The sequence below is a fragment of the Arthrobacter sp. D1-29 genome (genome assembly GCF_054130585.1).
Genome location: NZ_CP096383.1, coordinates 1075499 through 1089630 on the forward strand (window position 1 = coordinate 1075499; position 14132 = coordinate 1089630).

10 protein-coding genes are annotated in these 14132 nt (G+C 64.2%); 7 read left to right on the forward strand and 3 right to left on the reverse strand.

The genetic code is table 11. The features are described 5' to 3' along the window. The first annotated feature begins 319 nt into the window (after positions 1 to 319). From M1E17_RS05055 to M1E17_RS05065, 3 genes are all read left to right on the forward strand, one after another. Entirely contained in the window at positions 320 to 1303 is a 984-nt protein-coding gene (locus M1E17_RS05055; protein ID WP_457965869.1) for a pullulanase X25 domain-containing protein, read from the forward strand. Between the two features lie 239 nt (positions 1304 to 1542). After that, the gene (locus M1E17_RS05060; protein WP_457965870.1) at positions 1543 to 2088 is read left to right on the forward strand and encodes a YceI family protein; all 546 of its coding nucleotides are present in this window, start codon (positions 1543 to 1545) and stop codon (positions 2086 to 2088) included. A 4-nt stretch (positions 2089 to 2092) separates the two neighbouring features. Then, complete coding sequence (locus M1E17_RS05065) at positions 2093 to 2407, forward strand: acylphosphatase (RefSeq protein ID WP_457965871.1); 315 nt, start codon at positions 2093 to 2095, stop codon at positions 2405 to 2407. Between the two features lie 110 nt (positions 2408 to 2517). On the opposite strand, the gene M1E17_RS05070 is transcribed toward M1E17_RS05065, so the two are convergent. Together M1E17_RS05070 and M1E17_RS05075 are read right to left on the reverse strand one after the other, a co-directional pair. Continuing rightward, complete coding sequence (locus M1E17_RS05070) at positions 2518 to 6339, reverse strand: TM0106 family RecB-like putative nuclease (protein ID WP_457965872.1); 3822 nt, start codon at positions 6337 to 6339, stop codon at positions 2518 to 2520. A 143-nt stretch (positions 6340 to 6482) separates the two neighbouring features. Then, a complete protein-coding gene (locus M1E17_RS05075; RefSeq protein WP_457965873.1) occupies positions 6483 to 7679 on the reverse strand; it encodes a TerC family protein in 1197 nt (398 codons plus the stop codon). Between the two features lie 163 nt (positions 7680 to 7842). On the opposite strand from M1E17_RS05075, the gene M1E17_RS05080 reads away from it, so the two are divergent. Genes M1E17_RS05080 through M1E17_RS05090 form a run of 3 tightly spaced genes read left to right on the forward strand, consistent with a single transcriptional unit; the run spans position 7843 to position 9670 of the window. Then, the gene (locus tag M1E17_RS05080; RefSeq protein ID WP_457965874.1) at positions 7843 to 8169 is read left to right on the forward strand and encodes an ArsR/SmtB family transcription factor; all 327 of its coding nucleotides are present in this window, start codon (positions 7843 to 7845) and stop codon (positions 8167 to 8169) included. Next, the gene (locus M1E17_RS05085) at positions 8166 to 9002 is read left to right on the forward strand and encodes a cation diffusion facilitator family transporter (RefSeq protein ID WP_457965876.1); all 837 of its coding nucleotides are present in this window, start codon (positions 8166 to 8168) and stop codon (positions 9000 to 9002) included. The genes M1E17_RS05080 and M1E17_RS05085 overlap by 4 nt, the downstream gene beginning before the upstream one ends. Beyond that, the gene (locus M1E17_RS05090) at positions 8999 to 9670 is read left to right on the forward strand and encodes a DsbA family protein (protein ID WP_457965878.1); all 672 of its coding nucleotides are present in this window, start codon (positions 8999 to 9001) and stop codon (positions 9668 to 9670) included. Before M1E17_RS05085 ends, M1E17_RS05090 begins: the two co-directional genes overlap by 4 nt. 101 nt (positions 9671 to 9771) lie before the next feature. Here the strand turns inward: M1E17_RS05090 and M1E17_RS05095 are convergent, their stop codons facing one another. Then, positions 9772 to 11559 (reverse strand): RecQ family ATP-dependent DNA helicase, encoded by a 1788-nt coding sequence (locus M1E17_RS05095; RefSeq protein ID WP_457965880.1) that lies wholly within the window; start codon positions 11557 to 11559, stop codon positions 9772 to 9774. Between the two features lie 209 nt (positions 11560 to 11768). On the opposite strand from M1E17_RS05095, the gene M1E17_RS05100 reads away from it, so the two are divergent. After that, entirely contained in the window at positions 11769 to 14096 is a 2328-nt protein-coding gene (locus M1E17_RS05100; protein ID WP_457965881.1) for an FdhF/YdeP family oxidoreductase, read from the forward strand. The last annotated feature ends 36 nt before the right edge of the window (positions 14097 to 14132 follow it).

The window sequence follows — 14132 nt, forward strand, 5'->3', positions numbered from 1 at the left end:
CGGGTAGAACGGCGGTTGGTGCAGGGGCCTTGAACGTTGGTCTGGTTGCGCCTGCGTCACCTGACAGTGAGGAACATCAGCCCTGATGGTGCGTGCCGCTACACTGGTGCCGCAAGCGTGTCTGGGAAAAGTCCGGCGGCACCCACATTAGCGCTGCTGGGTTGAGCAAACAGCCCCCTACCCGAGACTCCCGCCTCACTTCGGTCCGAATCCGCTTCATAGTCGGTCACGACACGCAAAGTTAACCAATTCAAGTCGCGAGATGTAACAGGCTGTTGGCAAAATGCCTAGAGTCTAATCGCAATACAAAAGGGGAATCATGGCCAAGTCCATCGCAGAAAACACCTACCTTCGTCTCAAGACCGTGCTGGATGTCCTGACCGAAGGCGTGTGGTCCGGCGATGCGCTGAATGCCGGCGAGGTACTGGCTGAAGCCACAGCCCGCGTCCCGTTCAGCCCGCATGAGGGAGAATTGCTCAGCGGCGGCATCCCCCGCGGTCATAAGACACTGACCTCCGCCACGGCAAAGCTGGTGAAGGCCGGCTGGCTGGTCAAGAGCCGTGCCGGCTGGATCATCACCGAGGACGGCATGCGCGCCACAGTCGCGTTCCCGGATGTGGACTCCTTTACGGCAGCGGTCGACGCCGGCACGCCCGTTCCGGCGGACACCCCGGTTCCGGCTGCCCCCGCCAATTTTGTTTCACCGAAGGCAGCCCGTGCAGAAGCCGCCGCAAAGACGGAAACAGTGAAGAAGGCTCCGGCCAAGAAGGCCCCCGCTACCAAGGCAACGGCCACTAAAGCAACCGCCACCAAGGCAACCGCCACCAAGGCGCCAGCGAAGAAGGCGGCCGAAGCTGTGGGCAAGGCAGCCAAACTGATCGAGGACGCCGTGGAGCCCGTGGTCAAGGCCGTCCGTTCCCGCAAGGCCTCGCCGAAGGCAAAGGCTGAAACCCCCACCGCGGACGCTTCGGCGGGAGCTGTTGCCACCGCAGTCGAGACGTTCCCGCAGCCTGAGGCCGTAGCTGTGGCCGGTGACTTCAACACGTTCCTGGGAGCACCGGAGAACTGGGCACCGCAGTACGACGAAGCCCAGATGGAACTCGACGTCCTGGACCAGCTGTGGAAGATCAGCGCCGAACTGCCGGCCGGTTACTACACATTCAAGATCGCACTGAACCGCTCGTGGCAGGAGAACTATGGCGCGTTCGGTGCATTCGACGGTCCCAACCACGAACTGCACCACGACGGCGGCACTGTCACCATCCGCTACGACCACCGCACACGGGACATCACCGTCAACTGACCCTGAGGCAGAACCCCGCGGACCCTACTGTCCGCGGGGTTCTGTCGTTGGTTCCGGGGGGGAGGCGGGGCGCATGCGGCGCGGGGGGAATTATGGGCCGCGCCGGAGTCCTTGACCGCGTTCGGATCTCAGACAGCGCGGAATCCTTCAACGCGCCTGAATCCTTGACTTGGGCTTGCTGCTGAAGCACTGTGGATTTGGTCGCTGTGGCCGGTTTCCACCGATTCAGGAGATGCAAAATGACTCTTCCCTCAGGCCTTACCCCGGGCGTTTGGACGCTGGATATGTCTCACAGCGAGATCGGTTTTACGGTCCGGCACGCCGGCATCAGCAAAGTGCGTGGACGTTTCACTGAGGCGAGTGCAGAGGCCCATATCGGCCAATCCTTGGCAGAATCATCGCTCCATGCCACCGTCAAGACGTCCAGCTTCGATTCTGGTGACGCCAACCGGGACGCCCACGTCCGTGGCGCGGACTTCTTCGACGTGGAGAACCACCCCGAGATGACTTTCCGAGCCACATCCGTGGAGGGCGACGGCGAGGACTACACCCTCACGGGCGACCTCACCATCCGGGGAATCACCAAGCCGGTTGAACTGGAGGTGGAATTCACCGGGGTGGCCGTGGACCCCTTCGGTGCCACCCGTGCCGGATTCTCCGCCGAGGCCGAGATCAGCCGCAAGGAGTTTGGCCTCACGTGGAATGCGGCCTTGGAAACCGGAGGATTCCTGGTCAGCGACAAAGTGAAAATCAACGTCGAGGCTGCCTTGGTGAAGCAGTCATGAAGCCATGAACGCTGGTGTTCCAGCAAACCCGGAAGTGCCGGCCACCGACGGCGTCCGGCTCTCCGCGCGCGTTTTCGGGATAGTGCAGGGCGTCGGGTTCCGCTATTGGACCATGGGCAAGGCAGACGAACTGGGCCTGACCGGGTTGGTGCGGAACCTTGCCGACGGATCCGTGGACGTGGTGGCCGAAGGTCCTGAAGAGCGCATCAAGGACTTCCTGGACTGGCTGAAGTCGGACAAAACCCCCGGCCGCGTGGAGCGGGTGGAGGACTCCATCTCTGCGGCCGAAGGAACGTTCCGGGACTTCCGGGCGCGCTGACACCCAACCCAAACCCGGGTTCGTGAGCCGGGCTCACCGATAAGCGGACACAGCCCAAGTAGGTCGCGCTAACTGTCGTTCTGAGCGCTCCAAACGACACTTCGCGCGACTTACTTGGGTGGCCGGGGTGCTGACCGTGGGCTGAGGCCGATGAAGGCGCCCAGCTCCTCCAGGGCCCGGGGCCGCGCCGGCATGTAGTTGGTGAGCTCAGGGGAGCGGACAATCACGGCGCGCCACTGGGCCCTGGATATGGCGACGTTAATGCGGTTCCTGTTCAGCAGGAACTCAGCCCCGCGCGGAGCTTCAGCCACGGCCGAGCATGCCATGGACACCAGCACCACCGGCGCCTGCTGTCCCTGGAACTTGTCCACGGTGCCAACCCGAACGCCGCCCAGGCCTGCCTGCTCCAACGTATGCCGGATCAGCTGGACCTGGGCGTTGTAGGCAGCCACCACCAGGACGTCTTCCGGGCTGAGCGGCCGGGCGGGCTGGTCTCCGCCGGGAAGCCATTTCAGCCCAATGTGCCGCTGCGCCTGCCGGACAACCTCGGCTGCCTCTTCAGGGGAGCACGTGGTGTTTCCGGTGTGATCCACGAAGACGGTCTCCACTCCGGGAGGCAATTCGGCAAGGCTGCGGGAGGATGCGGCCGGAGCATATTCAAGTTTGCCGTCGTAACTCAGGAGCGACACGGAGCGGCACAGCTCCGGGTGCATCCGCCAGCTGTCCGCCAGGAAGTACCCCAGCTCCCCGGGCAGCGTGGCGTTTCCCGCAGCGAGCCAGCCCAGGGCCGACTCATCCACCGGCTCCGGGTGAGAACCCTGGGTGACCTGTGGAAGCTGCTGCGGATCCCCCAGGAGGAGGAGTCGCTTGGCAGACCTGGCCACCGCAAGGGTATTGGCAAGCGAGAACTGACCGGCCTCATCGATCACCAGCAGATCCAGGGAGCCGGCAGGGACACATTTTCCGGTCATGGTCCACGCCGTGCCGCCCACCAGGCAGCCGCCCGGAGAGTCCAGCAGCGCGGCAACGTCGTCGTCGGATGTGCGGTGCCACAGGACGTCGTGCGGCGTGGACAGCTTCTTGGCCACGCGGGCTGGGTTGACTCCCGCGGTTTCGATCGCGGTGCAGAGCATGTTCTCCACCACGGCGTGGGACTGGCCTACCACTCCGATCTTCCAGCCGGCATCCACCAGCCGGGCAATGACGTGCGAGCCGACATACGTTTTGCCTGTGCCCGGTGGGCCCTGCACGGCCAAATATGAGTGGTCCAGGTCCCTCAGCGAGGTGGTGATGGCTGCGACGTAATCTGCAGCACCCGCACTGTCCGGTCCGACGGCGGCGGGCCCTGGGAGCGAACGGAACCTGGGCGGGAGCTTCCGCAGGATGTCCAGGCCCGGATGGTCCGGCAACGCAGGCCCCAACGCCCCCACGGCTTCGGCAAGCTCCGCCAGGGCGGCCTCAATGCTGGCGGTAGGGACTGGCCGATCCTCGGTCAGGGCAACCGGGATATGAGGGTACGCGGGGACCTTGCCCGTCTCCTTCTCCTCGATGGTGATGATGGTCCGGCCAGGAATGTCCGGATGGTCCTGCACGTCGGTGACCAGGGTGCCGAAAGTGTATCCCCGGGCCGTGGGGCTGCCTTGGGATTCGTCCATTCCGTCAGGAAGGGGGGCCTCGTACAACCGGCACCACGTGCTTCCGGGCCTGAAATCCGAACCTTCACTCATGGTCCCGGTCAGTTTCAGGGTGCGGGTCTGCATCCGAACCTTCGGCCCGGACAACGCCCAGTCCCTGAGGACCTCGGCTGTATCCACCACAAACACGTTGCGGTGATCGGACCAGTGATCGATCTCTGACTCCGTACGGTCGAAGTGTTCCCACCAGAACTGCTTCCGCTCCCGCCGGTGATACCCGGTGGCCGCGGCTACCATGGCGATGGCCTGCTCATCCGGGGTCCAGGGCCTGTTGTCCGGCAGCAAGGCCAGGTAGTCCCGGAGGCGGATCTCCTCGGGAGTTGGTTCCGCTTCGGCGATCGATACCGCCTCGGAAAGGGCAGGCGGCAGCGCCACCGTTGGGCCGCCGTCGGGCTTTCCGGCAGTGCCTGTTGAAGTGCTTGACGGGGCAGCGTGTGACCCGGCAGTGCCTGTTGCCGCGTTTGAAGCGGCAGTGCCCGGCCCGGCAGCGGGAGCGGTGGAGTGACCGTTCTGGGAGGAACGCAGGCCCAGGAGCCAGTCGCGGAGCCTCAGGGTGGAAAGGCAGTCGTATTCGTTGTAGTCGGAGATGGAGGCAAGGATCTCGGCTGCCTTGGCGGAGTCGCCATCTTCCCTGGCTGCGCAATAGCCGGCGTATGCCACCACGGAGGCGCCGGCGTCCTTGACGTCACCGGACCGCAGATGGTCCCCCATGTAGAGGGGCTCGAGTTTCTTGATGGAATAGGACCGCTCCGAGATGCGCAGCGAATGCCGGACCGTGGCGTACAGGTCCACCAGGAGACCTTCCCGGAGCCAGTTGTCCACGGTGTCCTCACCCGCCAGATGGGTGACCGACAGGTTCCGGAGCGCTGACTTCTCATAGGCGGCGTAGTGGTAGACGTGCATGTCCGGGTACCTGCGCCGGCGCTCTTCCACGTAATCCAGGAAGTCCAGGAAGGCGTGCCGTTCCCCGGAGCGGGAGTGCGCCCAGAACGGACGGAACACCAGCTTGCGGGTTTCACCGGCAGAGCCAGACGGGTCAGCGGCGGAATCGGGCGCCTCGATTACCCCGAACAGGTACTCCAGCCCCCATTTTCCGGTGGCGGGATCCTGCCAGAGCGGATCGCCCTCGAAGTCGAAGAAGATGTCACCGGGGCTGGGCGCAGGGATGGAGGCCAGGGCGTTCGCCGGAAGTACCTTGAACGTGACGGAGTGTTCCTCGCCGTCCTTCACGAACGTCCGCGAGCCGTCTGGAGTGTCGCGGCCGAGCTGCATCCGGGCCTGGTCCCGCAACCGGACCACAGAACCTGTGGCCTGGGCGGAAGGAAGGTCGGCCAGTTGGTCGATGGTGGTGATGCCGTCGGCGATGAGTTTCTTGCGCCGGGAGGAGCCCATGCCGCCTACCATCAGGAGGTCGCGGTGGGACTGGACCTGCTCCGCGCAGTAGTTGCAGCGCCCGCAGCAGGTGATGTCCTTCTGCAGCCACTGGACCGGCGAATCCCCAGAGCGGTGCGAGCCGGTGAGGGTGCGAAAGCGGTCGCGGCGCTCGCGGAAGACAGGCAGGAGGTCGGTGAGCGAATGCACGCTGCGGACGTAATCGCCGTCCACCACCGCGCCCAGCACCAGGGTGACCTTGGGTGAGGGTTCAAGCCCCATCCGGATGAGTTGGTCGCCATATGCCGCAAGCTGGAGGAGCGCGCCCACCTTGGCGTGCCTGGCCAGCTTGGTATCCCAGACTTCGTAGCGCCCCGGGTTTCCGGTTCCTGCGGCCTCATTGACGATGAAGTCCGCGTAACCCAGGAACTCGCCATCGAAGAAGGTGGCCTGGAAGACGACGTCCGCCCCAGCCCGGAGAGCAAGTTCAGTTTCCGCCTGCTTGGCCAGGAGGTCCGCGCGCACATTCTCGCCGCGGTGGATGGAATAAACCCCGGAACCGCGGTTGGCGTCCCATTCGCCGTACTGGTCGATGAGGCCCGCCAGGACCTTGGCCTCGTGTTTATCGCCAAGGGCACCGGCACGCCGCTGCATTTCGTCGTCGGGAAATACGGCCTTGGGAGAACGTCCCAGTTTCTCGTCCAGGATACGGAGTGTGCGGTACTCGCACTCGCTGGCGGCAACGAGGTCGCTCGCCGAGAACACCAGGTCCGCAGGTCCGCCCGTGCCGGGATCAGTGCTGCCAGAATCAGCGCTGGCAGGATCGAGGCTTGCAGAAGCCGCGCTGGCAGGATCGAGCAGGAACAAGGGGGCCTCCCCGTTGACGGCTGGCCGGGGGAGGGTTTCCCCTGGCCTTGTCTTGAATCTAGCAAGAGGGACTGACAATAACGGCTGCCGGCTTGTGCCGCCGGTGCCCTCTGCTGCCGGCCCGTGCAGGCCGGCATGACGCGCTAGCTCTGCCCGGCCCTCACCTGGGCCTTGTCATGCGCCGCATGGGCACTCCGGAGCAGGTTCATGAACTCGGTCTCGTTGCGGATGAGCCGCTTGTACTTCTCGGGGAGCTTGCGGATCTGGTCCTCTTCCCAGCACATCCTGGCGAAGATCTTGTCCCTCTCGGCCATATTCGTTTCGTAGTTGAGGTCCAGGTATTCGTTGGCGTGACGCTTCGCCCCGGATACGGCGTTCTTGGCCTTGCCCTTGGGGCTGAAGACGGACGCCAGGATGGTGACAACCAGGACGCCAAGGATCACCATCAGCGAGGCCTCCGTGCTCACCTCCACCACGTTGACATGCTCGCCGTCGTTGATGAAGGGCAGGTTGTTCTCGTGCAGCGCGTGCAGGATGAGCTTCACCCCAATAAAGCCCAGAATGGTGGCGAGGCCGTACGAGAGGAAGATGAGGCGGTCCAGGAGGCCGTCGATCAGGAAGAACAGTTGGCGCAGGCCCAGCAGAGAAAACACCGTGGCGGTGAAGACGATATACACGTTCTGGGTCAGGCCAAAGATGGCCGGGATGGAGTCCAGCGCGAACAGGATGTCGGTCCCGCCAATGGCAACCATCACCAGGAGCATGGGCGTGAGGACGCGTTTGCCGTTTTCCACGGTGAACAGCTTGTCGCCGTCGTAATGCTCCGACGCCGGCAGGAAGCGCCTGGCGAGCCGGACCACCAGGCCCTCGGACTCTTCGTCGTGGCCGTCAGGCTTCAGCAGGTTGCCGGCGGTGATCAGCAGAATCAGGCCGAAAATGTAGAACACCCAGGCGAAGCTGTTGATCAGCGCCGCGCCCAGCAGGATGAAAGCGGTGCGGGCAATGAGGGAGAAGACGATGCCGAACAGCAGCACCTTTTGCTGGTCAGCCCGCGGCACCCGGAAGCTGGCCATGATGATCAGGAAGACAAAGAGGTTGTCCACCGACAGGGCCTTCTCCGTGATGTAGCCCGCGAAATACTCCGTGCCCAGGGTGGGGCCGCCGAGCCACAGCACTCCCAGGCCGAAAAGCAGTGCGATCCCCACATAGATGCCGGACCAGACGGCCGATTCCTGCAAAGAGGGTGTGTGGGCCTTCCGCACATGAAAGAAGAAGTCGAAGGCGAGCAGCCCGATGATGCCCACAACTGTCAGGGTCCAAACGAACGAAGATACTTCCATGGGCGGGCCTTTCGAAGCGACTGGCTTGGCAAGGCCGTCCCAGAATGGTCCTTGGGGGGCCTTCGGTGCTTAATCCAAGCCTACCCGCGGCCCACCACGGGTCGGCGAAGCAAGCGTGAATACAGAGTTGCGTGAATACATCAACAACTGTACTTTTTCGTGTATGGAAACGCTCACCCAAGCACCCGTGCTGGCCAGGTTCGGCTATGCCGTGTCAGACCCCACCCGCGCCCGGATCCTCCTGGCCCTTTCAGAAGCTCCGTCCTATCCTTCGGATCTGGCTGATTCTCTTGGGGTGTCGCGGCAGAGTATGTCCAACCATCTGACGTGCCTGCGCGGCTGCGGCCTGGTTGTTGCGGTTCCGGATGGGCGGCGGAGTCTGTATGAGCTGGCAGATGCCCGGCTGGGCCACGCCATCAAAGACCTGATCGGCGTCGTCCTTGCAGTGGATCCTGCATGTTGCGCCCCGGACGGGACATGCTTGGCATGACCACGTTGCTTTACACAACAAATCCGGATCGCCGCGCGGTGCTGAGCCGGAGGATCAGGTTATTCGCGGCCGCAACCATCACGTACAACGTCATCGAAGCTGTTGTAGCTCTGTGGGCGGGCGGCGTTGCAGACTCTTCGGCGCTGATCGGCTTCGGCTTGGACTCGATTGTCGAGGTGGCTTCGGCTGTGGCGTTGTCGTGGCAGTTCTCAGCCAAGGACCCGGAACGTCGCGAGCACCTGACCTTGCGTATCATCGCCATTTCCTTCTTTGCGTTGGCTGCATTCGTAACAGTCGACGCCGTCCGGTCACTTATGGGCGCAGGAGCGGCGCAGCATTCAACGCCGGGCATAGTAATCGCGGCTTTGAGCTTGGCGATCATGCCTGTCCTGTCATGGGCGCAGCGCCGCGCCGGGCGGGAGCTTGGGTCCAGCACGGCAGTGGCCGATTCCAAGCAGACACTGCTCTGCACATACCTTTCCGCAGTCCTGTTGATCGGTCTGGTTCTGAACAGCACCTTGGATTGGTGGTGGGCCGACGCCGGCGCGGCACTGGTGATCGCAGGCATCGCCGTCCGGGAAGGGCTCGAAGCATGGAAGGGGCAATCCTGCTGCACTATCCCGCACGCCATGAATGGCCACACAGAAGATGATGACTGCTGTGCGCCCATTGAGAACATCTCATCCGCATCCGCTCTTAAAGGAGCGGAAGGAGCGGAAGAGGCAAAGGAGGCAGGCGAACAGTCTGCGGATTCCTGCTGTGCAGGGTGTGGATCAGAGGCCTTGGCTGAGCCTGTCACCGTTGACCTCGGAACCAGGCCGGCCGATCGATGAGCGCGGCCGTTACTGCCCGCAGGGTCCGCATCACGATCTGGATTCTGCTCGTTGCCATCGTTGGCGCCGGGGTGATCTGGTACGGCGTGCGGACCGCTAATGGGCCCGCTCCTGCCGCACCCCTGGCGGCTGACGCCCACGTCATGAGGGAAGACAGCCACCGGGTCACGAGACCGGCCACAGAGAAGGCCCAGCTTGTCGAGTTCCTGGACTTCGAGTGCGAATCGTGCCGCGCTGCCGAGCCCTTGATAGAGGAACTGAAAAAGGAATACGGGGACCGGATTACTTTCGTCCACCGCTACTTCCCCCTCCCTGGCCACCGGAACTCCGGCACCGCAGCCTTGGCCGCGGAGGCTGCCGCCCAGCAGGGCAGCTATGAGGCGATGACTGCCAAGCTGTTCGAGACCCAGCCACAGTGGGGCGAGAAGCAGGACCCCCAGGCAGCACTGTTCAGGACCTTCGCCCAGGAACTCGGGCTGGACATGGCCGCGTATGATGCCGCAGTGGCGGATCAGGCCACCAAGGACCGCATCAGCCAGGACGTTGCGGACGGAAAAGCCCTCGGAGTCACCGGCACTCCCACCTTCTTCCTTGACGGAAAGAAGCTCACCCTTAACACCGAAGCCCAGTTCCGTCAGCTGCTCGACAACGCCGCTGGCCCGAAGTAGCAAGAACTGCAGCAGTTGGCGCGTCGAACTGCGTTTGAATCAACACCACTTTTCAATTGGTGGTGCGACGTTTGGGAGGAACTGCGGTCCCCGCAATGCAGTCAGTTCTGCCGCAGGAGCTTCTTCTTCGCCACGGCCTTGAGTGACAACGTTTTATAGCCCTCCTGCTCGAACAGCACGGTAATCACGTCGGCCTCGGAACGCATCACCAGCCCCGGCCCCCATTTCTTGTGGGTCACAGACGACTGCACCGGAAACGGCGCAGGATCGGCACCGGCATCGGAGGCGCCAGAATCAGAGGCCGCGGCAGCCGCGCCAGGAGCCGCCCCGCCGTCGTCGATCCTTTCCCGCTCCCCGTCCCAGCCCCTTTCCCTGCCCCTTTCCCAGCCCTGGTCCAGGTCCCGGACCGAGTCCGCGGGCGAGGCCTGGCAGTTGTCGCAGTTGCCACACGCCCCGGGGAGATCTTCGCCGAAGTAGCCCAGCAGGAACTGCCGCCGGCAGCCACTGGTCTCGGCGTAGCCGCGCATCATGTTGATCCGTGACTGGTCAACGCGCTGCCGTGCTTCGGCCAGTTCGACGGCGTCCCGCACCACTGCGGGCAGCTTGGCCTTGGACGTGAGCCGGACACCGCGCTTGCCGGTCTTGAGGGCGCCTGCCTCCTGGAGCTGGTTCAGCAGTGCTGTGACCCGCCGGGCCGGGAATCCCGTGATCTCGGCAAGGGACGTCCTGGGCACCGGCCCGTCAGCAGCGCGCAGGATTTTGAGCAGGGCCAGCAGTGACTCCTCGTCCGGCACCTGGGCGGCAAAGAATTTCCGCAGGCCCAAGTCCTCTGCGCGGTAGTGCAGGACCGCGGAGGCCGGCTGGCCGTCCCGGCCGCAGCGGCCAATCTCCTGGTAGTAGGCATCCAGCGACTCCGGGATGTCCGCATGGAGGACAAAGCGGACATTGGGCTTGTCGATCCCCATCCCGAAGGCCGTGGTGGCCACCACCAGGTCCAGTTCATCGTTCATGAACTGTTGGTGGATGGCCTCGCGGTCTGCCGCGGTGCGGCCCGAATGATAGGCCTGCGCCCGCACCCCGTTCTTGGCCAGCTTCGCGGCGTACTTCTCGGTGTCCTTGCGGGTTGCGGCATACAGGAGCCCGTGCTGCCCGCCTTCTTCCCTGACCAGTTCGCTTGCCTGTTCCACTACCGCGCGGCGCTTGTCCTTGTCCTCATGGTGCCGGAGCACGGCCAGGCTGATGTTGGGCCGGTCGAAGCCGTGGACCAGGACAAGCGGATCCGTCATGCCCAGCCGCCGGATGATCTCCTCCCGCACCGGGGGAGAGGCGGTGGCGGTGAGTGCGGCCACCGGGGGATTGCCCAGGCGCTCGCGGACGCTACCAAGGCCAAGGTAGTCGGGCCGGAAATCGTGTCCCCAGGCGGAGACGCAATGCGCCTCGTCCACCACAAAAAGCGCTATGTCCAGGGATGCGAGCCGTTCTACGGTTTCCTGCTTGGCCAGCTGCTCCGGAGCCAGGAACACCATCGCGGCCGTGCCCGCCTCCACTGCCTGCCACGCTTCCTCCACCTCCGAATCGGTGCGGGAGGAGTTGATAACGACGGCGGCATCCGGGCCCAGGGATTCCTCTAGGCCGTCCCGCTGGTCCTCCTGCAGGGCAATAAGCGGTGAAACCACGACGGCGGGACGTCCCGCCTGCCGGTGCAGGTGCACCGCGGCCACTTGATAGATGGCGGACTTCCCGTAGCCGGTGGGCATCACCGCCAGAACGTCCCGCCCACGGGCCAGCGCTTCCATCCCGGCCAGTTGGCCGTGTTGGAGGTGCCCGAGGGAAAAAGCGGAAGCGGCGAGTGTACTCAGTGCGGCGGACAGGGCAGGGTTCTCGGACATCTGGACAAGCTCCGGAAAATGGTTCCTGCGGCCGCTTGCTTCAGCCGTGGTGACAAGCCTAGCGCGGACCGCCACCCGCCGTCGCTCTTTGGCATCCCTGCATCCTCCTTGACTTCCACCGCCGGCTGAACAACTGTGGAAAGTGAGCGTTCCTGGCAGCGAAACCGGGTGTTCTGCGGGAACAGTCAGTGAGGCAAGGAGAGTGCATCGTGGCGCGCAAGAACCCGCGGGTTGAAGAGGCTGACGAGTCAAAGCTGGAAGTCAAAGGCCACCCGAAGACGTGGGCTGCCGGGATCCCCGGCGTTTATCACTCCATGAAACCCGCCCTGGAACATATGGGGCCGGACCGGACCCGGAAAACCCTCCTGGCGCTGAACCAGAAGGACGGCTTCGACTGCATGAGTTGCGCCTGGCCTGATCCGGGGCACCGCAAGACGTTCGAATTTTGCGAGAACGGCGCCAAGGCAGTCACCTGGGAAGCCACGCCGGTGGTGATCGGCTCTGAATTCTGGGCCGAACATCCTGTCAGCGAGCTGCGGGAGAGGTCGGAGTACTGGCTGGGGATGCAGGGCCGCCTCACGGAACCGGTGTACAAGGCGGCGGGGGAGGACCACTACCGTCCCGTCAGCTGGGACCAGGCGTTCACCATCGTCGCGGATAAGCTGAACGGACTGGCCAGCCCCGATGAGGCCACGTTCTATACAAGCGGCAGGACCTCCAACGAGGCCGCGTTCCTGTACCAGCTGTTCGTCCGGGGATACGGAACCAACAACCTGCCGGACTGTTCCAACATGTGCCACGAATCCTCAGGCTGGGCGATGGGCCAGACCATCGGCATCGGCAAGGCCACCATCTCCTATGACGATTTCGCCATGGCGGACCTGATCATCATCATGGGCCAGAACCCCGGCACCAACCACCCGCGGATGCTGACCGCACTGGAAGAGGCCAAGGAGGCCGGGGCCAGCATTGTGGCGGTGAATCCGCTGCCGGAGGCCGGGCTGATGCGGTACAAGAACCCGCAGAAGGTCAAGGGCATCGTGGGCCGGGGAACCGACCTGGCCGACCAATTTATGCAGGTCCGGATCGGCGGGGACATGGCGCTGCTGCAGGCGGTCTCCAAGCGCGTGCTCGAGGCCGAGGCCAGGAACCCCGGAACCGTGCTGGACCATCAATTCCTGGCCGAACACTGCCAGGGGCTGGCCGAGCTGCAGGCCCACCTTGCGGACCTGGATGAGGCCGCCGTCCTGGAGGCCACCGGGCTGCGGGTGGAAGAGATCGACGAGCTGGCGGACCGCTACCTCAAGGCAGAGAAGGTGATCATCACCTGGGCCATGGGCATCACGCAGCAGAAAAAGGGCGTGGCCACCATCAAGGAGATCATCAACCTGCTGCTGCTCCGCGGAAACATGGGCAAGCCCGGGGCCGGCGCCTCGCCCATTCGCGGGCACAGCAATGTCCAGGGCGACCGCACCATGGGCATCTGGGAGCAGATGCCGCCGGCGTTCCTGGACGCGCTGAGCAGGGAGTTCAGCTTTGACGCGCCCCGCACGCACGGCGCCGATTCTGTGGAAACCATCCGGAAAATGCGCGACGGCGGGATCAAGGTTTTCGTCGGACTGGGCGGCAACCTGGTGGGAGCCATTTCAGACACGCAGGCCGCCTGGGCGGCCATGCAAAACACCGACCTGTCCGTCCAGATCTCCACCAAGCTCAACCGGTCCCATACCGTCACCGGAGCAGAGGCCCTGATCCTGCCCACCCTGGGCCGGACGGAAATCGACCTGCAGGAATCGGGACCGCAGTTTGTGTCCGTCGAGGACACCGTCTGCGCGGTCCACCCCTCGCACGGAACGGTCAAGCCGGTGGCGCCAGGGCTGCTGTCCGAGGTGGCTATCGTCAGCAGGCTGGCCCAGAGGGTGCTGGGTGATTCCATCCAGGCTGACTGGGCCGGCTTCGAAAAGAACTACGACCTCATCCGTGACCACATTTCCCACGTGGTGAACGGCTGCGAGGACTATAACCGGAAGATCCGCCAGGAGGGCGGCTTTGTCCTGCCCAACGGGCCCAGGGACTCCCGCACGTTCAACACCCCCACGGGAAAGGCCATGCTCACGGTCAACCAGCTCGAGCATGTGGAGCGGCCGGCGGGCACCCTGATCCTGCAGAGCATGCGCTCCCATGACCAGTTCAACACCACCATCTACGGTCACAACGACCGGTACCGCGGCATCAAAAAGGGCCGCGAGGTGGTGTTTGTCAGCCCGAAGGACCTCGCTGAACTGGGGCTCCACGACGGCCAGTACGTGGACATCCACGGGGTGCACCACGACAACGTGGAACGGGTGCTGAGGAACTTCCGGGTGGTGTCGTACCCCACAGCCGTAGGCTGCGCGGCCGCCTACTATCCGGAGGCCAACGTACTGGTCCCGCTGGACAGTTTTGCCGAGGGAAGCCAGACGCCGGTGTCCAAGGCGGTGATCGTGCGGCTGGAGCCGGCGAGGGAACATGCTGGGGAGCCGGCGGCGGCAGGCTAAGCGTCAGCACCAGCGCCCGCAGATAGTGGATTAGAC